Origin of the sequence: Achromobacter sp. (assembly GCF_049647645.1) — a bacterium.
GTDB lineage: Bacteria > Pseudomonadota > Gammaproteobacteria > Burkholderiales > Burkholderiaceae_B > Achromobacter.
On sequence record NZ_JBARYB010000209.1, the window covers coordinates 1 to 23,483 of the forward strand.

Annotated in this window: 21 protein-coding genes; 8 read left to right on the forward strand and 13 right to left on the reverse strand. The window is 64.3% G+C overall.

What is annotated here, in order from left to right; all coding sequences use genetic code 11:
* Positions 1–938, forward strand: a 938-nt coding sequence (locus WBB14_RS23335; RefSeq protein ID WP_424241950.1) for an FAD:protein FMN transferase, incomplete at its 5' end; no start/stop codon positions are given.
* A 30-nt stretch (positions 939–968) separates the two neighbouring features.
* Here the strand turns inward: WBB14_RS23335 and thrC are convergent.
* The 5 genes from thrC to glyA form a co-directional block, all read right to left on the reverse strand.
* A complete protein-coding gene (thrC, locus tag WBB14_RS23340; protein WP_424241951.1) occupies positions 969–2,228 on the reverse strand; it encodes a threonine synthase in 1,260 nt (419 codons plus the stop codon).
* A 108-nt stretch (positions 2,229–2,336) separates the two neighbouring features.
* Positions 2,337–2,765, reverse strand: coding sequence for a Rid family detoxifying hydrolase (locus tag WBB14_RS23345; protein ID WP_424241952.1), 429 nt, complete (start codon positions 2,763–2,765; stop codon positions 2,337–2,339).
* 75 nt (positions 2,766–2,840) lie between these two features.
* Positions 2,841–3,998 carry an NAD(P)/FAD-dependent oxidoreductase gene (locus tag WBB14_RS23350; protein WP_424241953.1) on the reverse strand — a complete coding sequence of 386 codons (1,158 nt, stop codon included), beginning with the start codon at positions 3,996–3,998 and terminating at the stop codon, positions 2,841–2,843.
* Positions 3,999–4,019: 21 nt separating this feature from the next.
* Positions 4,020–5,237 (reverse strand): benzoate/H(+) symporter BenE family transporter, encoded by a 1,218-nt coding sequence (locus WBB14_RS23355; protein WP_424241954.1) that lies wholly within the window; start codon positions 5,235–5,237, stop codon positions 4,020–4,022.
* A complete protein-coding gene (glyA, locus tag WBB14_RS23360) occupies positions 5,234–6,505 on the reverse strand; it encodes a serine hydroxymethyltransferase (RefSeq protein ID WP_424241955.1) in 1,272 nt (423 codons plus the stop codon). The genes WBB14_RS23355 and glyA overlap by 4 nt, the downstream gene beginning before the upstream one ends.
* Before the next feature lie 213 nt (positions 6,506–6,718).
* Between glyA and WBB14_RS23365 the strand changes: the two genes are divergently transcribed.
* A complete protein-coding gene (locus WBB14_RS23365) occupies positions 6,719–8,104 on the forward strand; it encodes a PLP-dependent aminotransferase family protein (RefSeq protein WP_424241956.1) in 1,386 nt (461 codons plus the stop codon).
* Between the two features lie 143 nt (positions 8,105–8,247).
* On the opposite strand, the gene WBB14_RS23370 is transcribed toward WBB14_RS23365, so the two are convergent.
* Positions 8,248–9,033 carry an inositol monophosphatase family protein gene (locus tag WBB14_RS23370; RefSeq protein ID WP_013395177.1) on the reverse strand — a complete coding sequence of 262 codons (786 nt, stop codon included), beginning with the start codon at positions 9,031–9,033 and terminating at the stop codon, positions 8,248–8,250.
* Between the two features lie 130 nt (positions 9,034–9,163).
* On the opposite strand from WBB14_RS23370, the gene WBB14_RS23375 reads away from it, so the two are divergent.
* Complete coding sequence (locus tag WBB14_RS23375; protein ID WP_424241957.1) at positions 9,164–9,955, forward strand: RNA methyltransferase; 792 nt, start codon at positions 9,164–9,166, stop codon at positions 9,953–9,955.
* A 64-nt stretch (positions 9,956–10,019) separates the two neighbouring features.
* Here the strand turns inward: WBB14_RS23375 and WBB14_RS23380 are convergent, their stop codons facing one another.
* Complete coding sequence (locus WBB14_RS23380) at positions 10,020–11,009, reverse strand: Bug family tripartite tricarboxylate transporter substrate binding protein (RefSeq protein ID WP_424241958.1); 990 nt, start codon at positions 11,007–11,009, stop codon at positions 10,020–10,022.
* Between the two features lie 159 nt (positions 11,010–11,168).
* Here WBB14_RS23380 and WBB14_RS23385 point away from each other — a divergent pair, with 159 nt between their 5' ends.
* Positions 11,169–11,930 (forward strand): IclR family transcriptional regulator, encoded by a 762-nt coding sequence (locus tag WBB14_RS23385; RefSeq protein ID WP_424241959.1) that lies wholly within the window; start codon positions 11,169–11,171, stop codon positions 11,928–11,930.
* A 73-nt stretch (positions 11,931–12,003) separates the two neighbouring features.
* Here the strand turns inward: WBB14_RS23385 and WBB14_RS23390 are convergent, their stop codons facing one another.
* From WBB14_RS23390 to WBB14_RS23410, 5 genes are all read right to left on the reverse strand, one after another.
* Entirely contained in the window at positions 12,004–12,837 is an 834-nt protein-coding gene (locus tag WBB14_RS23390) for a mechanosensitive ion channel family protein (RefSeq protein ID WP_013395181.1), read from the reverse strand.
* 152 nt (positions 12,838–12,989) lie between these two features.
* The gene (locus tag WBB14_RS23395; protein WP_424241960.1) at positions 12,990–14,105 is read right to left on the reverse strand and encodes a DUF1513 domain-containing protein; all 1,116 of its coding nucleotides are present in this window, start codon (positions 14,103–14,105) and stop codon (positions 12,990–12,992) included.
* On the reverse strand, positions 14,095–15,183 hold the full coding sequence (locus WBB14_RS23400) for an imelysin family protein (RefSeq protein WP_424241961.1): 1,089 nt from the start codon (positions 15,181–15,183) through the stop codon (positions 14,095–14,097). Before WBB14_RS23400 ends, WBB14_RS23395 begins: the two co-directional genes overlap by 11 nt.
* A complete protein-coding gene (locus tag WBB14_RS23405; protein ID WP_424241962.1) occupies positions 15,183–16,691 on the reverse strand; it encodes a di-heme oxidoredictase family protein in 1,509 nt (502 codons plus the stop codon). The genes WBB14_RS23400 and WBB14_RS23405 overlap by 1 nt, the downstream gene beginning before the upstream one ends.
* Positions 16,688–17,986, reverse strand: a complete 1,299-nt coding sequence (locus tag WBB14_RS23410) for an imelysin family protein (protein WP_424241963.1) — start codon at positions 17,984–17,986, stop codon at positions 16,688–16,690. The genes WBB14_RS23405 and WBB14_RS23410 overlap by 4 nt, the downstream gene beginning before the upstream one ends.
* Before the next feature lie 220 nt (positions 17,987–18,206).
* Between WBB14_RS23410 and WBB14_RS23415 the strand changes: the two genes are divergently transcribed.
* The 4 genes from WBB14_RS23415 to WBB14_RS23430 all read left to right on the forward strand — a co-directional run bounded on the left by WBB14_RS23415 (position 18,207) and on the right by WBB14_RS23430 (position 22,089).
* Positions 18,207–19,133: a LysR family transcriptional regulator gene (locus tag WBB14_RS23415; protein WP_424241964.1), complete on the forward strand. Its 927-nt coding sequence runs from the start codon at positions 18,207–18,209 to the stop codon at positions 19,131–19,133.
* 107 nt (positions 19,134–19,240) lie between these two features.
* A complete protein-coding gene (locus WBB14_RS23420; RefSeq protein ID WP_424241965.1) occupies positions 19,241–20,041 on the forward strand; it encodes a class II aldolase/adducin family protein in 801 nt (266 codons plus the stop codon).
* Positions 20,042–20,123: 82 nt separating this feature from the next.
* Positions 20,124–21,083, forward strand: coding sequence for a Bug family tripartite tricarboxylate transporter substrate binding protein (locus WBB14_RS23425; protein WP_013395188.1), 960 nt, complete (start codon positions 20,124–20,126; stop codon positions 21,081–21,083).
* 10 nt (positions 21,084–21,093) lie between these two features.
* Positions 21,094–22,089, forward strand: coding sequence for a D-2-hydroxyacid dehydrogenase (locus tag WBB14_RS23430; RefSeq protein WP_424241966.1), 996 nt, complete (start codon positions 21,094–21,096; stop codon positions 22,087–22,089).
* 55 nt (positions 22,090–22,144) lie between these two features.
* On the opposite strand, the gene WBB14_RS23435 is transcribed toward WBB14_RS23430, so the two are convergent.
* On the reverse strand, positions 22,145–23,464 hold the full coding sequence (locus WBB14_RS23435) for an MFS transporter (protein WP_424241967.1): 1,320 nt from the start codon (positions 23,462–23,464) through the stop codon (positions 22,145–22,147).
* Positions 23,465–23,483: the final 19 nt, after the last annotated feature.

Below are 23,483 nucleotides of genomic sequence, written 5' to 3' on the forward strand. Positions count from 1 at the left end.
CCCCCGTCGCCGCGCGCCGCGCCGCCGCCTCGGCCGCTCCCGTCACCTGGCAAGGCACGGCGCTGGGGGCCGATGCCGAACTGCGCCTCTATCATCCCGATACGGCCGTGGCCCAGCGCCTGATTGCGCAGTCCCTGCAGGAGCTGCGGCGGCTTGAGGCGATCTTCAGCCTGTACCGCGATGACAGCGCGCTCTCGATCCTGAACCGCCAGGGATTCCTGGAGAATCCTCCGTCCGATCTGCTGCGGCTCTTGAGCGAAAGCCGACGCTATGGCGAACTGACCGCAGGCATGTTCGATCCCACCGTACAGCCGCTATGGCAGCTATACGCCGAACACTTCTCGCAGCCCGGCGCCTCCCCGGACGGCCCGCCGCCCGAGGCCGTGGCGCAAGCCTTGTCGCGCGTATCCCATGCCGACGTGCTGCTGGACGGCAACCGCATCGAACTGCGGCGGCCCGGCATGGCCATCACGCTCAACGGCATCGCCCAGGGCTACATCACCGACCGCGTCACCGACCTGCTCAAGCGCGGCGGGCTGGAACGGGCGCTTGTGGATATGGGCGAAATACAAGGAATGGACAGCCGCGCCGCGGCGCAAGCATGGCGAGTCGGCATCGCGGATCCGCGCGATCCCGGGCGCACGCTCGCGACCGCAAACATGGGGAACCAGGCCCTGGCGACTTCCGGCGGCTATGGCACCGCCATCGACGCAGCGGGCCAGTACACCCATCTGTTCGATCCGCGCACCGGACGCGCGCGGCCGCCGTATCTGAGCGTCTCCGTCATGGCGCAGTCCGCAACCATGGCCGATGCGCTGTCCACGGCTTTCTCGCACATGCCGTTGGAGGCGACGCAGGAGGTGGTGCGCGAACTGGGATTGCGCGCATGGTTTGCATTGCCGAATGGACGATTAATAGTACAAGGCGACACATTCTGAATTGGATATCTGAACCACTCGCGTCTAGCACTAACCCGCCAAGTGGCGGGATTCGTCCCTCAACATCGATGCGACGGACTTCAGCGTACCCCGAGGAACCTCGGCGACCTCAGCAGCTACATGCAATACACCACTGCGCAACAGTCCGCCAATATCCTTTAGACCACTTCCCGTATTAAGAACTACGGTCGTCTCGTCTCGATCCCCAGCCCCAAATTGACACGCCGCCGCGTAGGCAGCGGCCGCGCCTGGCTCAGCGAAAACACCGGTGGCTCGAGCCAGTGCAAGCTGGGCCGCAAAGATATGGCTATCACTCACCCGCAAGAACTCTCCCCCGCTCGCCTCAACAGCACGCAATGCCTTAATTCGATCTCGGGGCAAAGCTACGCTAATGCTGCTCGCAGCAGTATGGCATTGGCGACGCTCAGCGGTATGAGGCCCTGCTCCATCTCGCCAAGCTCTCCACATATAGTCGCTACCCTCTGCTTGCGCACCCATGATCCGAGGCACTCGGTCCGCCAGACCCATCCGCTTGATCTCTTCGAACCCCTTATAAACCGCACCGACAATGCATCCATTTCCCACCGGCACGAAGACCCTATCCGGTACCGCCCAGTGCATTTGTTCAAAGATCTCGAAGGCAACGGTCTTCTTGCCCTCAGTCATGTAGGAATTCAGTCCCGTACTCCGGTTGTACCAGCCATTTTCATGACAAGCCCTATCGCACGCATCGAAAGCTTCGTCGTATCCTCCTTCCACGTCGACGATCTCTGCTCCGTATGCTCGAATTTGAGCCAACTTCTCCTGTGCTGCATTGGATGGCGCAAAGATGACGCAGCGCAGCTCAGTCCCTGCAGCCATACAAGCCAACGCGGCCGCTGCATTTCCTGTGCTCGCTGCAGCGACCGTCTTCGCGCCTACCTCGGCTGCCAAAGCGACTGCTAGAGCACTCGCACGGTCCTTAAGTGATCCACTCGGATTCCGGCTATCGTCTTTCACAAGCAATCGGCCGCAGCCGGGCATTCGCAAGCGATAGAGAGGAGTCCCCCCAGTGTGTTGTTGAGGAGCATTTTCAGCGTCGACAGGCAACAGCGCGTGATATCTCCACATATCAAATGCAGCATGACATTGGACCTGCTCTCGAAAGCTACGCCCGAGCTCTGAATAGTCATACTCCACATCCAACGCTCCATCCAGATCACAACTTGGGCAGCTATATCCCACCTGGTCCATCCTATAGCTCGTTCCGCACTGTAGACACCTCAACCCGGCAATATTTCCGAAACCCATTGCTTCTCCAGGTACCACAACGACAGCACCAATGGGCGTGCCTTCTTTTGGAATCCAGCAATCAGCGCGCCCAATCGTTTCACTACAAAGCGTCCTTCGACGTTTTCGTTAAGCCTCCGCTGCCATGATTGCATCAATGGCGACCATCGTGCCACGCGCCAGGCTAGCAGCGCCAACCGTCGTGCGCGCCGGATATGGTTTGGAGAAATACTCCGACATGATGGAGTTCATGACCTGGAACTTCGAAATGTCGGTAATGTAGACCGTGAGCTGAACCACCTTCGACAACGTACCGCCGCAGGCTTCAGCCATTGATCGGAGGTTGCGGAAGGTTTGGTGCAACTGCCCTTCAAATCCACCCTCGACAACCTCATTGGTTTCCGGAACAACAGGAGTTTGAGCGGCGAGGTAGATTGTGTTCCCAACCCTCACGGCTTGAGAATACGTACCCAGCGGCATCGGAGCCTTATCAGTAAGGATGATTTCATAGCTTTGATTCGACTCATCATCGCCGCCTTGCTTCTTTGGATTGGTCATGTTGTTCACCTCGAATCTCAAAAGAGATTAAGAAAACTTCCGTGGATTGAGCCTATATATTTGGATCGAATTGATTTACTTCAGCGTATCTACTGAAACAAGCTTGTGACTCCCAATTTCCGTCACACGTAACGGATTGATCTCATCGACGCTGATGGCCGATAGATCGCTAGGTACCGATTCTCCAGTGGTGAGGGCTGCACAAAGACGCGCCATGGCTGGCGCGGTCTGAATGCCATACCCACCAAGTGCCGCACACCAGACGAACCCGTCAATCAAGGGATCAAGGCCAATGACCGGCGAGCGGTCCGAAGCAAATACCCTAAGCCCAGCCCATCGGTTAAGTACACGCTTCGGGCGCAACGAGGTCATTTTTTCAAGGCGGTCCATCGCTATGGCCACGCTCAGCTCATCGGGCAACGCATCGCACGGCGTAGTGGGCGTTTCGTCGCAAGGCGACACCATCAGACGTCCAAGGTCTGGTTTCAGGAAAATCTGCTCATCAATCGTGCCGACGTATGGGCAATGGCTGACATCCTGTTCGGGATCCACCACGACGACCGTACGTTGTAGAGCCTGAAGTCCTAAAACGGATGCACCAAAAATACTTGCCACTTCATCAGCCCAAGCCCCAGCCGCATTGATCACGTACCGGGACTGAAACGATGCGTGGTCGGCTGTTCGGACAGTCCAAGTCTCACCGGCGCGGCTGGCCTCTTTCAACTCGGAACTAACGCGGACCAGTCCTCCACGCGTCCGCAATCCGCGCAAAAAGGCAGAGTGGATCGCGTGAACATCAAGATCGAATGCAGTCGGCTCGTAGATGCCGGCGACACTGCGCGACGCCATGAACGGCGCCATCGATTCAATCTCCTCGCGTCCCACCCACTTTGCGCTCGGCACTTGCTCTTGAACTACCTGATAGCGCGCTTGCAACTTTTCACGCTGCGTCTCATCACCCACGATCAAGGCCCCTCTTGGAGACCACAATGGCTGATCCGTCATATCGGAGGAAGCTGCAAGAAAAAACTCCCTTGAGGCGCAGGTAAGGCGACGAATCAGCAGGTTTCCGTAGCTTTCCATTGAGATCGCCGCTGACCGACCCGTTGTGTGATAGGCAAGATTGGCCTCGCGCTCAAGCACAAGTACGCTGCCTCGCCTTGCTAATTCGGAAGCCACGGCTACACCAGCGATGCCACCTCCAACCACAAGAAAATCGAAGTTTCGTTGCATGTCTTTTCTCTCATAACAAAGTCAGACTCGATCCATCACTGACTGGCGGGAACCTCGAAGTTGCCAGGGCCGGTGTAGAACGTAGTACGCCACGCCACCGATAACCAAACCCCAGAATGCGGATCCCAGCCCGAGAAAACTCATTCCCGACGCAGTCACCAGAAAGGTGATCACGCTCGCGTCGCGATGCTTGTCATCCTCGGCGACACCCACGAGACCCGTCGTAATCGCCCCTAGCAGGGCCAAACCCGCCAGAGCCGCAATAAGTTCCGCGGGTAAGGCCTGGAATAACAGAGCCAGCGTTCCACCGAAAATTCCGATGACGATGTAGATCAGGCCGCAGGCGATGCCGGCTATGTAGCGACGCCCAGCATCCTCATGCGCCTCCTTGCCAGTGCAGATTGCAGCCGTAATCGCCGCCAGATTGACCCCGTGGGCGCCGAATGGCGCCAGCAGAAGCGAAGCAAGGCCGGTCAGGCTGATGATGCCGCTTGCCGGTACCTGAAAGCCAGAGGCGCGCAATACCGCCATGCCTGGAACGTATTGCCCGGTCAGCGTGACCAATGCCAGCGGCACACCTAGACTCAATACCGCATGCCATGACCATGCAGGCATAACGAACTCGGGTACTACGGGAGCAAACCGCAACTGCGACAGCTGCGTACTTCCCGACACCATAGCGATCGCGATGCCCACGGCCATGACCGAGGCAATCGCGTAGCGAGGCGAGATGCGTTTGACGATCAAGAATGTCAGGATCATTGCAAGCACCAGCAATGGATCCACTTTGATCGAGGCGAATACCTGCATGCCGAAATGCAGCAGGATGCCAGCCAACATGGCCGCCGCAATTCCCTTGGGAATCCGCTCGATGAATCGATCGAAGACTCCCGACATGCCGATGAGCGTGACGAGCAGTGCGCTAAACAGATAGGCACCCACCGCTTCGGACAATGGAATTCCGGGCAGCATGCCAACCAGCAAGGCAGCGCCAGGCGTTGACCACGCGGTAATGATCGGCGCGCGCAGACGCCAACTCAAGAGCAGACCTGAGATTCCGCTGCCAATCGAGATTGCCCAGATCCAGGATGAAGTCTGCGCCGTCGAAAGATGTGCCTGGTTGGCTGCCTGAAACACCACCACCAGAGGCCCGGCGTAGGAAATCAGTACGGCCAGAAAGCCCGCAACCAGTGCAGATAGCGATGCATCCCGACGCCACTCGCGGAGAGTTCGAATCATCGGATACCTCGAACATAGACAGGGTGAAGGCGGCAAAGCTCACGGACCTGCATGCGGACTCGGCCAAGGACTGCTTCGTCTTTAGGCGACTGGAGAATATCCGCGACGAAATGAGCAAGCTGCGTAGATTCGTCGATACCGAACCCACGCGTCGTGATCGCAGGCGTGCCCAAGCGGATGCCACTGGTCACAACGGGCTTCTCGGGATCATTCGGAATCGAGTTTTTATTGCAGACGATGGACGCCTCACCGAGCGCGTGTTCTGCATCCCGGCCTGTGATCGCATGCGCCCGCAGATCCACCAGCATCATGTGGCTTTCCGTCCTGCCGGAAACAATGCGCAAGCCCCGCTGCGCCAGAACTAGCGCCATGGCATGGGCGTTGTCCAGCACCTGCTGTTGATAGCGCTTGAATTCGGGCCTCAGTGCCTGGTGAAAAGCCACCGCCTTGCCGGCGATGACGTGCACCAGCGGCCCGCCCTGAATGCCGGGAAAAATGGCGGAGTTGATGGCTCTTTCATGCTTGGCCTTCATGAGGATCACGCCGCCGCGAGGACCGCGCAAGCCCTTGTGGGTCGTCGTGGTCACGAAGTCCGCATATGGCACAGGATTCGGATAGACGCCGCCGGCAACCAGTCCCGAGTAATGCGCCATGTCGACCATGAAATACGCGCCCACCTCACGCGCAACGCGGGCAAAGCGCTCGAAGTCGATGCGCAGTGAGTATGCCGAAGCGCCGGCGATGATCATCTTGGGACGCACTTCCCGCGCCATGCGCTCCATTGCGTCGTAATCGATTTCCTCGCGCTCGTTCAGCCCATAGCTCACGACCTTGAACCATTTCCCGCTGATGTTCAGCGGCATTCCGTGCGTCAGGTGACCGCCCTCTGCCAGACTCATGCCGAGTATGGTGTCTCCAGGCTGCAATGCGGCGAAGAACACTCCCTGGTTGGCCTGCGACCCCGAATGCGGCTGCACGTTGGCCGCCTCGGCGCCGAACAGCGCTTTGACACGATCGATCGCCAGGCGCTCTGCCTCATCGATCACTTCACAACCGCCGTAGTAGCGCCGTCCTGGGTAGCCTTCGGCGTACTTGTTGGTCAGCTGGGAACCGACGGCGTCCATCACCGCCGGGGAGGTGTAGTTTTCGGAAGCGATCAGTTCGATATGCTCCTCCTGGCGGCTGCACTCTCGTCTGATCACATCCCAAATCGCGGGGTCCTCCTGCTTCAGCGCCCCCTGTCGGACATCGAACACGACAATCTCCATGGTGGTTTAATCAAATTACATCAATTCAATATCGAATTAATCTAACAATTCAAATATATTGAGTCAATCAAATTTAGGTTATATCTGATAAATTAAATCGATTTAATTTTACGGAAATAGACCACGGAAGATGCAAGACGGAATTAGTCCACATGAAGTCAACTACACTCACAGCCTGCCAACATTGCATGGGTGCAAGGAGATACGCGTCCTATGTGGTCACCCGACCTTGATAAATTTGAAGGCGCGATCTACACACGGATTGCTGACGCGCTCGAAAGCGATATCCGCGCGGAACGCTTGTTGCCGGGGACGCGCCTGCCCACTCTGAAGGAGCTCGCCGCCACGGTCGGAGTGACTCCGGGGACGGTCAATCGCGCGTACGAACTTGCGCAAAGACGTGGTCTGGTCGAAGGCGAGGTTGGCCGGGGGACTTTCGTGCTGGGCAAACCGGCTCCTAAAGAGCCGTCCGGCGCGGGCGCGCCATTCCCAGCTGAGACGAACGACATCATTGATCTGTCCATCGTCAAACCCAACCTCGAAATACAGGAACCCTATGTGCGCGCCACCCTGAGTGAGTTGGCGCAATCCAAAACCCTGACCGACATGCTGGACTACACGCCTGACGGCGGTCATCCTCTGCATCGGCAGGCGGGCGCGAGTTGGATCCAGCAGGGCGGTTTCCCTGCCAATGCGGAGCAAGTCATACTGACCGCAGGCGCCCAGCATGGCCTGTGGGTCGCGGTCAATGCGCTCAGCAACCCCGGCGACCTCGTTCTATGCGAGTCGCTTTGCTATCCCGGCGTGGCCTCGGTCATTCATAGCCTGGGCCGGCGCATTGCCGGCGTCCACATGGATGCTGAAGGAATGCGCCCTGACCACTTGCGCGAGCTATGCCAGCGGGAACGTCCTGCCCTGGTGATTTGCATTGCCACCTGTCAAAACCCGACCACGGCCATCATGTCCGTCGGCCGGCGCAAGGAAGTCGCGCAAATAGCCCGGGACTTCGACATCGCTTTGCTCGACGATGACCTGTACGGTTTCCTGGCCCCATCCTCCGTTCCTCCGCTGGCCACATTCGCGCCTGAACGAACGGTGTATCTGACCAGCCTATCGAAATCGGTCGCATCGACCATACGGCTTGGCTACATGCACTGCCCGCCAGAATGGCTGCCTCGAATGACGAGCAATGTGCGGACCAGCATCTGGATGGTCTCGCCATTGGCCGCGCAAATTGCCACCACGCTGATCAGCAGTGGCACTGCGACCGTCATGGCCGGCAAGCAAAGGGAAGAAGCCCGCCACCGCCAAGCCATGGCGCGCGAGATCCTCGGCCAGCATGAATTCTTGTCTCAGCCGACGGCGTTTCATATCTGGCTGAAACTTCCGCCCCGATGGTCTAGCGGCGAACACTTTTCGGCCTTGGCGCGCAGTCACCGGCTGTTGATAGCTGGAGGAGATTCTTTCGCGGTCAACCGGGATGACGAAGGCCGACAGCACGTCCGCATCACGCTGATGGCGTCTACACGCGAGCGGATGCGGTTTGTCTTGAGCAAATTGGCGGGACTGATCGACACGCCAGAGTCTGTTTGGCTGTAGGCGTAAGCGACAGGGCTGCCGCTTACAACCAGGAGTTTGGCTCCGAATCCGCTACCGCGAGGCCACGACAGCGTGGAGTCAGCAGCGCCCCCAAAGCTAGATTTGAAATCGTAGCTTTGGGAAGCGGCCTAGCAGGCCCGGCCTCAAGCCGCCGAAGGCGGATTCAGCGAGGACAGCATCTGCGTGAAGATCTTGGGGCTGGCGGCCAGCACGTTGCCGGTGTCCATCCAGCCTTGCTCGCCGTCGAAGTCGGCGACCAGGCCGCCGGCTTCCAGCACCATCAGGCTGCCCGCAGCCAGGTCCCAGGCCTTCAGGCCCACGCCGCAGAAGCCGTCCAGGCGGCCGCAGGCCACGTAGGCCAGGTCCAGCACGGTAGAGCCCAGGCGGCGCACGCCGGTGCTGCCTTCGGCCATCTGGCGGAAACGCGCCGAGCCTTGTTCCGGATCGCCGGAGTTGGGCCAGTGCGCGCCCAGCAGGGCCTCGTGGTAGCGGGTGCGGCCCGACACGCGCACGCGGCGGTCGTTCAGGAAGGTGCCGCTGCCACGGCTGGCCGTGAACAGTTCGTTGCGGGTCGGGTCATAGATGACCGCCTGCGTGACCTGGCCGCGGTGCGTCAGCGCGATGGACACGGCGTAGTTGGGCAGGCCGTGGATGAAGTTCGTGGTGCCGTCCAGGGGATCGATGATCCACTGGAACTCGGCCTGGTCGGGGCCTTGCAGGCCGAATTCCTCGCCCAGGACGGCGTGGTCCGGATAAGCCGCGCGCAGCGTCTCGACGATCGACTCCTCGGCGGCGCGATCGACTTCCGTGACATAATCCCGCGGCCCCTTGCGAGCCACGCTGAGTCGTTCCAAATCCATGCTGGCACGGTTGATAATGGTGCCGGCACGCCGGGCCGCCTTGATGGCGATGTTGAGCATCGGGTGCATAAAATTCCGTACGAATGCGATGAGTTGGCTTGATGGTAGGCCGCTTGCCGCCCCCCGGACCGCCGTTGCCCCCATAGGGGAAATCGACCCAAAAAACCAGGAAGGCACTAAGCCAAACGTGCCATTTTAAATGACTCAAGCATTTTCACGCGTTCGCTTCATTATGGTGAACCCCAGCCACCCCGGAAACGTGGGTTCGGCGGCCCGCGCCATCAAGACGATGGGCTTCTCCGAACTGGTGCTGGTCGAGCCTAAATTTCCAGATGTAACAACCCAGCCGGAGGCCGTGGCGCTCGCCAGCGGCGCGCTGGACGTGCTGGAAAACGCCCGGATCTACGGATCACTGGAAGAAGCGCTGGCGCCGGTCACCATGGCTTTCGCGCTGACCGCCCGGGTGCGCGACCTGGGGCCCCCGCCCTGCGACATCCGCCAGGCGGCCGATCTGGCCCGCGCGCATCTGGCCGATACCGCCGAGGGCGTCGCCGCCGTGGTGCTGGGCACCGAGCGCGCCGGGCTCACCAATGCCCAGATCGCGCTGTGCCACCGCATCTGCCATATTCCCGCCAACCCCGAGTACAGCTCGCTGAACGTGGCCCAGGCCCTGCAGCTTGCCGCCTGGGAGCTGCGTTATGCGCTGCTGGTAGACCAGGGCGCGGCGCTGCTGCCGGCCTCCACCGCGCAAGAGACTCCGCGCGGTGCGGCGCCGGCCTCCAGCGAAGCCGTGCAGGCCTTCCTGGCGCACTGGGAAGAGGCGCTGATCGGCGTGCAGTTCCTGGACCCCGCCCACCCCAAGAAGCTGATGCCGCGCATGCGGCACCTGTTCTCGCGCCATGCCCTGAGCCGCGACGAAGTGGACATGATGCGCGGCGTCTGCACCGCCATGCTGGCCACGGCGCGCCGCAACGGCGGGGCAAAAAAATAGGGGCAGGCTCACGCCTGTCCCCTAGCAAGGTTTGCCGGGCGGCACGCCGCCCGGCAATCGAAAATCAGTCCACCTTGGCGCCCGAGGCCTTGACCACCGGGGCCCAGCCTTCCACTTCCGACTTGATGAACTGGCCGAATTCCGCCGGCGTGGTCTTCACGCCCACGGCGCCCAGCTTTTCAAAGCTGAGCTGCACTTCGGGCTTGTCCAGCGCCTTGACCATGGCCGCGTTGAGCTTGTTCACGACTTCAGGCGGCGTGCCAGCAGGCGCGATCAGGCCGAACCACGACGACACATCGAAATTGGCGAAACCGGATTCCTTCATCGTGGGCACGTCAGGGGCGCTCTTGGAACGTTCCGTCGTGGTCACGGCCAGGGCGCGCAGCTTGCCCGACTGCACGTGCGGCCAGGACGAAGGCATGTTGTCGAACATGAACTGCACCTGGCCGCCGATCAGGTCGGTCACGGCGGGAGCGCTGCCCTTGTAGGGCACGTGCAGCACGTCGATGCCGGTCTGCATCTTGAAAAGTTCACCCGCCATGTGGATGGAAGTACCGCTGCCGGACGAAGCGAATGCCAGCTTGCCGGGATTCTTCTTGGCGTAGTCCACCAGCTCCTGCACCGTCTTGACGGGCACTTGCGGGTTCACCACCAGGATGTTCGGCACCTTGGCGCCCAACGCCACCGGCGTGAAGTCCTTGGTCAGGTCGAAATTGACGTTCTTGTACAGCGTCTGGTTGATGGCGCTGGTCACGGCCACGAACAGCAGCGTGTAGCCGTCGGGTTCCGCGCGCTTCACCTGGTCGGTGGCGATGTTGCTGCCGGCGCCCGGCTTGTTCTCGATCACGAAGGACTGGCCGAGGCTCTCGGTCAGTTCCTTGGCCATGATGCGGGCGATCACATCGGTGGTTCCGCCGGCCGAAAAGCCGACCACGATGCGGACAGGCTTGTCAGGGTAGGCAGCGTGGGCGGAACCCATGGCAAATGCGCTTGCGGCGGTAGCCAGAAGGGTGGCGGCAACACGCCGCAGTCCAGGCTTTTGACCTGTAGTCATAGAGTCTCCGTGCAGGTACTGTCCACTGAATGGACGATTTGAATTGTTCGATGGTGCATTCTGAGCTATACACAGGCATCGCATCAAGGTAGAGTCCACAGCACGGACAGTGGTTTTCCCTTGAACATTCCGTATTAACCCGAGTTTTCAGAGATTTTCATGCAAGATAGCGACGCCGCGGCCGCGGGCCCACGCACATTGCGGCGCGGATTGGCCGTCCTGGCCGCCCTGCGGGACCAGGGTCCCGATGGCCTCAGCGTGACCGACATCGCCCGCCTCACGGGCATACAGCGTCCCACCATCTACCGCCTGCTGGCCGCCCTGCTCGACGCCGGCCTGGTGCTGGCCGTGACCGGCACCAAGAAGTACCGCGCCCAACTGGCGGTGGACCCGGACACGCGCTCGCGCGATCCGCGCGTGCGCCAGTTGCTGCCCGTGCTGCGCCGCCTGGCCGACCGCACCGGAGACGCTGTATTCCTGGTAGTGCGCGAAGAGGACGATTCCATCAGCCTGCATCGCGAGATCGGCAGCTATCCCGTGCAGATCCTGGCCACCTACGCCGGCAAGCGCCAGCCGCTGGGCGTGGGTTCGGGCGGCATGGCCTTGCTGGCCGCCCTGCCCGACGACATTGCGCGCGGCATCGTCGAGCGCAACTCCGGCCGGCTGGACGAATATGGCGGCATGACACCGCAGGAAATGTTCCGCCTGATCGAAAACACCCGCGCCCGCGGCTATTCCGTGGTGGGCAACCACGCGGTGCGCGGCGCGCTGGGCGTGGGCTGCGCGCTGCTGGACCCGCAGGGCGCGCCGATCCTGGCGGTCAGCGTCACGGCCATCATCGACCGCATGCCGGCCCAACGCCAGCGCGAAATCGCCGGCTGGATCAAGACCGAGCTGGCGCGCCTGTCGATGCAGGCCTGAGGCCTGCCGCAGCCAGCAAAAAAATGGGCGCCCAGAGGGCGCCCGTTGTCATTCCAGCGGAGACCTGCCTGCGTCAGGCTGCCGCTCCCGGCTTGGCGTTCTGGATCTCGCGCATGGGAATCGGCGGCTGGAAGCCCGCGTCTTCCAGCGACTTGCGAATGTCCTGGTACAGGCCCCAGCGCAGGTCCCAGTACTTGGCCGACTCGGTCCACACTCGCACGTTCACGACCACGCCGTTTTCCTTGTAGTCGACCACCTTCACCAGCGGTTCGGGATCCTTCAGCGTTTCCGGGCGGGCATCCACGATGGCGCGCAGCTTGGCCACCACCACTTCCAGGTTGTCGCCATAGCGCACCGGCACCGGGATATCCAGGCGGCGCGTCTTGTTGCGGCTGTAGTTGGTGATGGTGGCGTTCCACACCGTGCTGTTGGGCAAGGTCAGATGGATGCCATCGACCTGGACCAGGCGCGTCAGGAACAGGCCGACCTCTTCCACCGTGCCGTCCACGCCGGTGCTCAGCGCCACGTATTCGCCGGCGCGTATCGGCCGCAGGATCAGCAACATGATGCCGGCGGCGATGTTCTGCAGCGTGCCTTGCAAGGCCAGGCCCACGGCCAGGCCGGCGGCGCCCAGCACGGCGATCAGGCTGGCCGTCTGCACGCCGAAGCGCGCCAACACCGCAATGACGGTGAAGATGCGCACCGTCCAGACCACCGTGCTGTAGAACATGGGCACGATGGTGGGATCGATCTTCTTGGAACGCGTCGCGGCGCGGCGCACCCAGCTGCCCAGCAGGGACGAAACCCACCAGCCGATGATGAGGATCAGCAGCGCGACCGCCAGATTGAGGCCCAGGTCCACCAGCTTGGGAGCCCAGGCGTTAAATTCTTTCAAGGCTTCTTCCATGGATACTCCTGCGGAAAAGTTGAGGCCGCGAGAGCAGCCCGGCAGCGGGCGCCTTGCGGCCTGAAAAAAGCAGCCGAAAACTTTATCAGATGACGCCTGCGATCAGGGCCGCATCGCGGCCCCGTTGTGTCAAGCTTTGTAAGCAAACCGGATCAGGCCCGCGCCGGGACCTTGCGGAAATGATTGTCCCAGGAGACCTCGCGCGACGGCGCCAGCACGGGCTTTTCGGCGCCCGAGGCGTCGGTGCGCAGCATCGCTCCCAGGCCGCTGCTCAGCAGGAAGCCCTCACCGGCCGCCGGCGCCACGCCGCAGCCGTCCGCCAGTTCGGTCGTGCCCAGGCAACGGCCGCTGGCCGCGTCCCAGTAGATCACCTGTCCGCCCACCGGACTGGAGGTCGCGACCACGGCGCCGGCCGCGTCCACCGCCACCGAGCCGACGTAGTTGCGCATCTGCCGCAGCGCCTGCGCGGGTCCTTCGAACAGTTCCAGCCGCGCGCCGCGCCGGTGCCGCCCCACCAGCGCCGGCCGGTCGGAGGCCGGACCCATGTACTGGCAGCCGAACCAGACGCTGCCGTCGGCGGCCAGCGCCAGGTGGCGGATGGACAAGCGGTGCAAGGCTGGCTCCAGCTCGACTTTTTCAAGCAGCTCGCCGCTGGCCGCGTCGATGTAGGCCAGCGCGGGCCGCATCGTGTCCAGATTCAGTTCCAGCTTGCCGTAGTCGGGATGCGTCAGGATGCCGCCGTTGGCGACGCAGAGCGTCTTGCCGTCAGGCATCAGCACGACTTCGTGCGGGCCGATGCCGCCGCTGTCGAATTCGCCGATGCGGCGGTATGCGCCGCCGGGCGAGGCATCGTACAGCCCCAGCACGCCCCGGCCCGCTTCAAAATCGTTTTCGGTGGCGGCCAGCAGACGGCCGCCGTCCACATAGGCGCCATGGCCGAAGAAGTGGCGTTCCTCGTGCAGGGGCAAGGCTTGAGGCTCGCCGCCACGCAGGGAAAACGCCAGCGCGAAGAAGCCCGGCTGACGGCCGAAGACAACAGCGCGCTCCCCTGCGGCATCGATGGCGAAGCTATGACCGCGAGCAGGCATGGGCACCACCAGCCTGTCGTGCCCCGCCTCGTCCACCAGTACGGTTTCGTCGCGCCCGCCGCGCTTGCGCGCGCTCAGGTAGAGGACTTCGCCGTCCTTGGGCGCGGCCGCTAGCGCCGCCGCGGGCGCCAGGCCCATCGCTGCCGCCAGCGACAGGAAGCGGCGCCGGTCAATCGCCATCGAGCGCATTGAATCCGATCGTGACGCCCAGGGTCGGCGCCAGATTCTCATCGACGATGGCCTTGGCGTTCTTGAGGGTCAGCGCTGCCAGCGTCAGCTGCCTGCGCCCATCTTCCTGCGCCAGCGCCTGCTCCAGCGGAACCGGCACGGCTTGCAGCGTGCGCGCCGCGCTGTCCAGTTCACCGCGCACGGAAACGGCCATCCAGGCGTCGCCCTTGGGCAGCGCATAGGCGCCCGCCTGGTAGAAGGCCTGCAGCCCGTCCAGGTTGGCCGCCAACAGGCGCGTGGACAGCTGGCTACGCCAGAATGCGGCGCGCTTGGGCCGCGCCGCTTCGGGCGTATCGCCCAGCACCGGCAGGATCTTCACGTCGCGCGCGAACTGCAGCCCGGTGGAAAGGGACTTCATTGCTTCGGCCGCCACCTCCTGCTGGTCGCGGTACAGGTCGTTGCCGGCCTGGGGTTGCGCGAACTGCCGGCCAAAATCGCCCTCGGCGCTCCAGGCCTGGGCCACGTCGCGCGTGATCTGCCTGATATTGGCGGTCACCGCCCGGGCGTAATCGCAGGCGTAGGCAAAGTTCTGCCCGCCGTCCTGTCGCAGCAAGGCCGGGTCGCCGTACAGCACGTACTCCAACGCGGGCAGGCCCTGCACAGCCACGCTGCGTCCCGCCAGGGCGCCGGGCACGAGCAAGGCGCCATCCTGGGCGGCGATCACCGCTTGCACCTGCTTGGGCATGACGCCGCGCGTATCGGGCCAGAAGGCCAGGCGTTCGTAGCGGTTGGCCTGCACCAGCGGGCCAAAGCGCAGGAATTCGACGCCGGACCAGGCCAGCGCCAGGTTCTCGAACGCCTGCTTGACGCGCGCCGCGTTGGCCGCGCCGGGCTGCGCGCACCAGCCGCCCAATGCGCCATCCAGCGCCAAGGCCGCGTCCGCCATTTTCGCTACCGCCGGCCGCGCGTAGTCGCGCGCCAGGCGCTCGCCCAGATCCGCGGGCGGCGCGGCCTGCACGGCCCAGGACGTGATGCCGCCCAGCGCCGCAGCCGCGGCCAGTTTCAATACACGCGGGGCTATTGCGGCCATCACAGCGACTCCAGGAAACGAATGAGATCGGCGCGTTCTTCCGGCGTCATCGCCACCACGCGGTCGCGCGCGGGCTTGGCCTCGCCGCCATGCCACAGCACGGCCTCGAGCAAGGTGCGCGCGCGCCCGTCGTGCAGCCAGGTCGCGTTGGGGTTCACGGTCTTGGTCAGGCCGATGCCCCACAGCGGCGGCGTGCGCCATTCGCGGCCGTTGGCCTCGCCGTCGGACACGCCGTCGGCGAGGTCCTCGCCCATGTCATGCACCAGCATGTCGGTGTACGGCCAGATCAGCTGGAAGCGGTGTTCGGGCTGCTTGGCGTTGCGGCTGGTGACGTACTTGGGCACGTGGCAGGCGACGCAGTTGGCCTCGTAGAACAGCTTCTTGCCGGCCAGCACGCGCGCGTCGTCGGCGTCGCGGCGCTGCGGCACGGCAAGATTGGTGGAATAGATGGTGACGAAGTCCATCAGCTTGGCCGGCACTTCTTCCGGACCGAAGCGCGGCTGCGCGCCGTGCGGCATGTCCAGGCACTGTTTCTGCGAGGGCGTGCAGTCGCCGGAATGCTTGGGGAACAAGGGCGTCGACAGCCCCATGTCGTTGGAGAAGGCGGCAGCGCTCTGCTGCTCCACCGTGGGTTGCCCGGCCTTCAGGTTGAAGCGGCCCAGCACGCGCGCGCCGGTGCGCACGTCGGTGACCCAGTTGGCCTTGCCGACGATGCCGTCGCGCTTGTCCGCGCCCACGTTGGCCAGGATGTCGGCCTCGTGGATGGATTCCAGCAGGCCCAGGCCGATCATGGGCGGCGCCAGCCGCGGCGAGATCTGCGTGTCCGCGCGCATCGGGCCGTAGCCCAGGTTTTCGATGCGGTAGGCGGGCTTCATCAGGGTGGCGGTTTCGCCGCCATTGAGCGCAACGGGTACCGGTTGGTACTCAATCTCCATGCGGCCTTCGGCGGGCAGGCCCGCCACCGCGAAATTCTGCAGCTGCACGCCGTAGACCGGTTCGGGCAAGGCCGCGATCTCACCCAGGGCAAGCTTGGGGTGGCCGCGGTCGGGGCCTTGCGGCACCGCCAGGCGCAGCAGCAGCGCCACGGCGTCGGTACGCTCCAGGGGATCGAAACCCGGCACCGTGCCGCGTCCGTCCTTGGTGTGACAGGCCTGGCAGGAACGCGCGTTGAACAGCGGTCCCAGTCCGTCCGAGGCTTGCGTGGAGGCAGGAGCCGAGACCCAGTCCTTGCGGAACAGGCCATTGCCGACCTGGAATTCCTGGCGCCCCTCGAAGCTCATGTTGGCCGACGGCTGCGAAAAAATGTCGGCGTTGATGAGCTTGTTGGTGGTGGTGGCGCCGGCCTGCATGGTCTCGAAGGTCTCTACCTTCGAGAAGTCCCGCGTGGGCGCGGTGATGGCGGTCACGCGCTTGAGATCTTCGGGCGTGAGGTCGTCGCGCCCGCTTGGAGCGGCGGCGGCGCCGGCATGGGCCGACGCCGCCAGTACGGCGGCTAAAACGAGTTTCACTTGAATACGGCGTCAGGTTTGTCCAGGCTGTCGGAACCTTCGATGGCGACCTTGCCCAGGTCCAGCAGGGCGATCACGCGCTCCAGGCTGCGGGTCTGGTCGACCAGGCGGTCGATGGCGGCCTGCACCACGGCGTTGCCTTCCTTGTTGCCGTCCGAAATCATCTGGTCGTAGGTTTCGACCGTTTCGGCGCGTGTCTTCATCGCCTGCATGGCGGCCACGGTGGCGTCCAGCTTGGCGCGCACTTCGGCATCCAGCTTGGGATCGCGGGCCTTGACCAGTTCCGAGAGGCTCGCGCCCTTGACGGTCTTGCCATCGATGCGGGTGTAGCTGCCCAGGTAGACATTGCGGATGCCGACCTGGTCGTAATAGTGCGAGTTGTGCGTGTTGTCCGAGAAGCAGTCGTGCTCTTCCTCGGGATCATGCAGCATCAGGCCCAGCTTCATGCGTTCGCCGGCCAGCTCGCCGTAGGACAGGCTGCCCAGACCGGTCAGCATGGCGATCAGCCCGGCCTTCGGATCTTCCTCGACGGCCTTGCGCGCGGCGCCGTCCTTCTTCCAGTTGCCGACCATTTCTTCCAGGTCCGTCACCAGCAGGTCGGTCACGGCCTTGAGGAATTCGACGCGGCGCTCGCAGTGGCCGCCCGTGCATTGCTTGGGATCGAAGTCGGTATGCGGACGGTTGCCGGCGTGGCGTTCCTGCGGCGTGCCCTTGCGGTCGGCCGGCGCGGGGCCGGTGCCGTTCAGGTCCTGGCCCCACAGCAGGAATTCGATGGCGTGGTAGCCCGTGGCCACGTTGGCCTCATTGCCATCGGCCTCGTGCAGTATCTCGGACAGCAGCTGGGGCGTGATCTTGCTGACGTCGACGGTCTTGCCGCCCACCGAGATCTTGGAGTTGGCGATGACGTTGACCGCGTAGTAGGCGTTCTCGTCGTTCTCGGTGCCGTAGGACGCATCGACGTAGTCGATCAGGCCTTCGTCCAGCGGCCAGGCGTTGACGCGGCCTTCCCAGTCGTCGACGATGGGGTTGCCGAAGCGGTAGGCCTCGGTCTGCTGGTACGGCACGCGGGCCGCCAGCCAGGCCTCGCGCGCGGCTTTGAGCGTGTCGGCGCTGGGCTTGGCGATCAGGGCGTCGATGGCGGTGCGCAGGGTCTTGGCGGAGGTCAGCGAATCTTCGTAGCCGGCCAGCGCCAGATCCGAATACGTGGCGACCACGGCCTTGGGTTCAACCGCGGCCTGGGCCGTCCCCCCGAACACCGCGGCGGCCAACACCGCTCCCAACAGCAACTTGCGCATCGATTTTCTCCCGTAACTCGAACGGCAACCGCCCCCACGGCGGCCCGTTCAACCTCGAATTTTGAGGATGAGAGTGTAAACAATTTTCGTTTGGTGTTCAGAATAAAGTCAGATACCTGACATTTCTTTGAACCGTCAGACAGGTTTTCCCCGAGCCTGCAAAGCGGCGCGCGCCCGTCGCCAGCGACTACTATCCCCTACTTCGCCCCCGCCTCCCGCCATGGAACTCCGCCAACTCCGCTACTTCGTCCGCGTCGCAGAACTGGGCAGCATCGGCCGCGCGGCGCGCGAGCTGGAGGTGGTCGCCTCGGCGCTCAGCCAGCAGATCAGCCGCCTGGAGAGTGAACTGGCCACGCGGCTGCTGGTGCGCACGCCCAGGGGCGTGGTGCCGACGCCGGCGGGCACGGCGTTCCTGCGGCAGGCGCAGTTGACGCTGCGGCATGCGGAAAACGCGATCGCCGCCGCGCGCGAGGCGCGGCTGGCCGGCATGGTCAGCGTCGGCTTCGCGCCCACCACCGCATCGGTCCTGGCCCGGCCCTTCTACGCGACCATGGCCGAACGCTATCCGAACGTGCGCCTGCATCTGGTGGAGGGCCTGTCGGGCAACCTGGGCGAATTGCTCACCGGGCGGCGCCTCGACCTGGCCGTGCTGTTCCAGAACGACAGCAGCCAGGGCCGCAGCGCCATCCCGGTGCTGGACGAAAGATTGTTCCTGCTGGCCCGGCGCGGCATGGTCGCGCTGCCCGATGGCGAACCCATCACCATGGCTCAGCTGGGCAGCCTGCCGCAGGCGGTGACCAGCAAGGCCCACGGTTTGCGGGCCTGGGTCGAAGCCGCCTTCGAACGGGCCGGCGTGGAACCCTGGATCGGCGTCGAGGTCGACGGCCTGACCACGCTGATGGATCTGGTGCAGGCCAATGCGCTAGCCACCATCCAGCCCGGCGCGGCCGTGGCCCGGGTGGAATCCGGGCTGCTGAGCATGCATCCCATCGATGACCCCTTCCTGTTCCGCCGCAACCTGGTCTATTGCATCAATGACGAGGAACTGTCGCCGGCAGCCTTGGCCGCGCGCGTCGTGCTGCTGGACGTGATGCGCGCGCTGGTGCGCAACGGCGGCTGGCCGGGAGCAACCCTTCTCGATTCGTGATGCCCCCATGCCTGGGCCGTGGCTAGGCCCTGCCCCATCCCACAGATAAATTGCCAGGCATGGATGCCGTGGCATGGTGCGGCGGCGATGGAGCTTCACGAATTCCGATGACCACTGACACCCAAGCCGGGGGACGCCTGCGCATTGCCTCGATGCGTCCGCATTGCACCGAGGCGGAATGGAACGCCCGCGTCGACCTGGCGGCCTGCTACCGCCTGGTCGAGCTCTACGGCATGGCCGACATGATGGCCAACCACATTTCGGCGCGCGTGCCGGGCGAGGACAACGCCTTCCTGATCAACCCCTACGGCATGATGTACGAGGAGATCACGGCGTCCAGCCTGATCAAGGTGGACCTGGACGGCACCATCCTGGCGCGGCCCGATTTCGGCGAGCTGGACTACGGCATCAACAAGGCCGGCTATGTGATCCACAGCGCGGTGCATGCGCACCGCCATGAAGTGGATTGCGTGATCCATACCCATAGCTGGGCGTCGATGGCCGTGTCCTCGCTGGAATGCGGACTGCTGCCACTGACCCAGACCGCGATGCGCTTCCTGAAGATCGGTTACCACGATTACCAGGGCGTGGTGCTCGGCGTCGAGGAACAAGCCTCGCTGCTGGCCGACCTGGGCCAGGGCGAAGCGCTCATCCTGCGCAACCACGGCGCGCTGACCGTGGGCCGCACCGTGGGCGAAGCCTTCAACTGGATGCACCGCCTGGAGCTGGCCTGCCGCTCCCAACTGGCGGCCATGGCGACGGGCGCGCGGCTGCAGCCCGTGGCAGCGCCCGTGCTGCACGAGACCTGGAACAACTATCAGCCCGGCACGCGGCGCCCTTACGGGGTGATGGAGTGGCCCGCCTTGCTGCGCAAGCTGGACCGGCTGGACCCCAGCTACCGCGACTGAGTTTTTTCGAGTTTGCAGGCGCCGGCCGGCGTGGCGGCACGGCGCCATCGAAAACACCACTACGTCCACGCGAGGAGACATCATGAACACTGCACGAGCCCTGCTCGCTTCCGCAGCGCTGGCTGGCGCCTGTACGCTGGCGCCGGCCGCGGCCGCGGACTATCCCGACCGGCCGGTGAAGGTCATCGTGGCGTTTTCGCCCGGCGGCACCACCGACACCCTCACGCGCAGCGTCACCAATACCCTGACGCAGAAGCTGGGCCAGCCCTTCGTGGTCGAGAACAAGCCGGGCGCGGGCGGCAACATCGGCACGGAATTCGTCGTGCGCGCCCCGGCGGACGGCCATACGCTGATCGTCAATTCCGTGGGCCCGATCGCCGTCAATCCCTCGCTGAACAAGCTGCCCTACAGCCCGCTGACCGACCTGATCCCCATGGTGCAGATCGCCACCGTGCCCAATGTGCTGGTGGTGCCGCCTTCTTCCCCCGCCAAGGACATCCAGGGCTTCCTGAAGTACGTCAAGAGCGCGCGCCAGCTCAACTACAGCTCCACGGGCGTGGGCACGTCCTCGCATCTGTCGAGCTACATGCTGATGGACGAATTGGGCGTCAACGCCACGCACGTGCCGTACAAGGGCGCGGACGCGGTCAACGACCTGCTGGCCGGGCGCATCGACTTCATGTTCGCCACCATTCCGTCCGTGATCGGGCATATCCGTTCCGGCAAGCTGCGCGCGCTGGCGGTCAGCACCGCGCAGCGCTCCGCCACCCTGCCCGAACTGCCCACCATCGCGGAATCCGGCTACCCGGGCTTTGACGCGGGCTCCTGGTTCGGTTTCTTCGCGCCCAAAGGCACGCCGCAGCAGGTAGTGGAGGTCGTCAACCGCGAGGTCAACGCCGCCCTGCCGGCGCTCAACGAACAGATGCTGCGCGAAGGCGCCGAGCCGGTCGGCGGCACGCCCGCGCAATTTGGCGCCTTCATCAAGCGCGAACACGACAAGTGGGCGGTGCTGGTGCGCAAGTTCGCTCCCGAAGCGCATTGAACCCGCCGCCATGACGCAAGGTTCCGACATCCGCATCCTGTGCTCGCCGGCCGAAGTCCCGCCATTGCGCCTGGCGCTGGACCGTACGCCGGCCGCTGGCCGCTATGCGCTGGTCCACCCCGTGGCGGGCCAGGCCATGACGGCCGAGGCCGCCTTCGTCTCGCGCGACATCACGGGCCATTCGACCAAGTTCGAAATCCAGCCATCCACCGCGCTGTATTACGAGGCCATGCGGCACGCGCCGGCGCTACGCTGGGTACACGTGCATTCGGCCGGCGCCGACCGCGAGATCTACCAGAGCCTGCTCGGGCGCGGCGTGGCGGTCACGACCTCGCAAGGCGCCAGCGATCCGGTGGTTGCCCAGAGCGCCATCGCGGGCCTGCTGGCGCTGGCGCGCCGCCTGCCGACGCTGGCCTCGGACCAGCGCGACCGCGCCTGGCGTCCGCTGCTGGATGCGCGCACGCCCCGGGATCTGGCTGGCCAGCATGCCGTGGTGGTGGGCTGGGGCGGCATAGGCCAGCGCATCGGCGCGCTGCTGGGCGCGCTCGGGCTGGAGATATCGGTGGCGCGCCATAGCGGCGCGTCCGTGCCGCAGGCCCGCCATACGGTGAGCTACGACCAACTGCCGTCCCTGCTGCCCGCTGCCGATTGGCTGGTGCTGGCCTGCCCGCTTACGCCCGTCACGCGCAACCTGATCGACCGCGACGCGCTCGCCGCGCTGCCCGCCCACGCCATGGTGGTCAACGTAGCCCGCGGCCACGTGATCGACGAGCCCGAGTTGATCGCGGCGCTAAGCGCCCACCGCCTGGGCGGCGCCTTCCTGGACGTGTTCCAGCATGAACCGCTGCCGCCGGATTCCGCGCTGTGGGACCTGTCCAACGTCATCGTCACGCCGCACAGCGCCGGGTTCTCGGACGGCAACGCCGCGCGCGTGCGCGCCCTGTTCGTCGACAACCTCAATCGCTGGCTCGCCGGCGAGCCGCTGGCCCATCGCAACATTGCCTGAATGGTCTGTCGCCGCCCGGGCGCAGGTCCGGACGGCGACAGGCCTTCATTGCGCCTCAGCGCTGCAAGGGAGACTTGGCCGTTTCCCTTGCGGCCAGCACCGCCACCGCCGTCACCACCAATGCCGCCGCCACGTACAGCGAGATCGCAAAGGTCGAGCTCCAGGACTTGAACAGGCTGGCGATGATCAGCGGCGCGAACCCGCCGCCCACGATGCCGGCCAGGGTGTAGGCCAGGGACGAACCGGCGTAGCGCACGCGGCCCGGGAACTGCTCGGTGATGAACGCGGCCTGCGGGCCGTACATCAGCGCGTGGATCAGCAGGCCCACCACGACCGCCGCGCAGATGGCGATGGGATGCGCGGTATCCATCAGCACGAAGAAGACGAAGGCCCAGATCATGCCCAGCACCGCGCCCGCGAGATACACCGGACGCCGGCCGATCTTGTCGGACAGGTGCCCGCACAGCGGCACCGCTATCGCATTCAACGCAGCGCCCAGCATGGTGGCGGTCAGGGCCAAGGGCCGCGACAGGTGCAGCACCGTCGTCACGTAGGTCAGCGTGAACACCACCACCAGCGCATAGAGCACGTCGGAGCCGATGCGCGAGCCGCCGGCGACCAGCAGTTGGCGCCAGTGCTGCCCCAGCACTTCCTTGATGGGGGTGGCGGCGGTTTCGCGCTTTTGCTCCATTTCCAGGAACACAGGCGTCTCTTCAACGCCGCGGCGCAGCCACAGGCCGAACAGCACCAGCGCCACGCTGGAGACGAACGGCACGCGCCAGCCCCAGGCCTGGAAGTCCTCGGGGCTGAGGAAGGCCGAGACCGCCGCAATGAAGCCCGTGCCTATCAGCGTGCCGCAGGACGGTCCGATCTGCGTGAACGAGGCGTTGCGTCCGCGCTGGCTGGGCTTGCCATGTTCCATCGACAGCAGCACCGCGCCGGCCCATTCGCCGCCCAGGGCCACGCCCTGCACGAAGCGCAAGGCCACCAGCGCCACCGGCGCCCACACGCCCCAGGACGCGTAGGTCGGCAGAAGCCCCATCAGGCCGGTGGAAATGCCCATGATGACCAGGGTCGCGACCAGGACGAACTTGCGCCCCAGCCGGTCGCCCAGGTGTCCGAAAACAAAGCCGCCCAGCGGCCGCGACACGTAGCCCACGGCATAGGTCGAAAACGCCAGGATGGTGCCCGTCAGCGGATCGAAGGACGGAAAGAAGATGGCGTTGAATACCAGCGCCGCCATCAGGTTGTAGATGGTGAAGTCGTACCACTCCAGCGTGGTGCCGACCGAACTGGCCAGAGCCAGCCTGCGCATCTTGTTGGGCGCTGCCGCGCTCTTGACCGCCGCGGCGTCGTACAGCGTTTCTTCAGCCATGGAATTCCCCTTGAATATG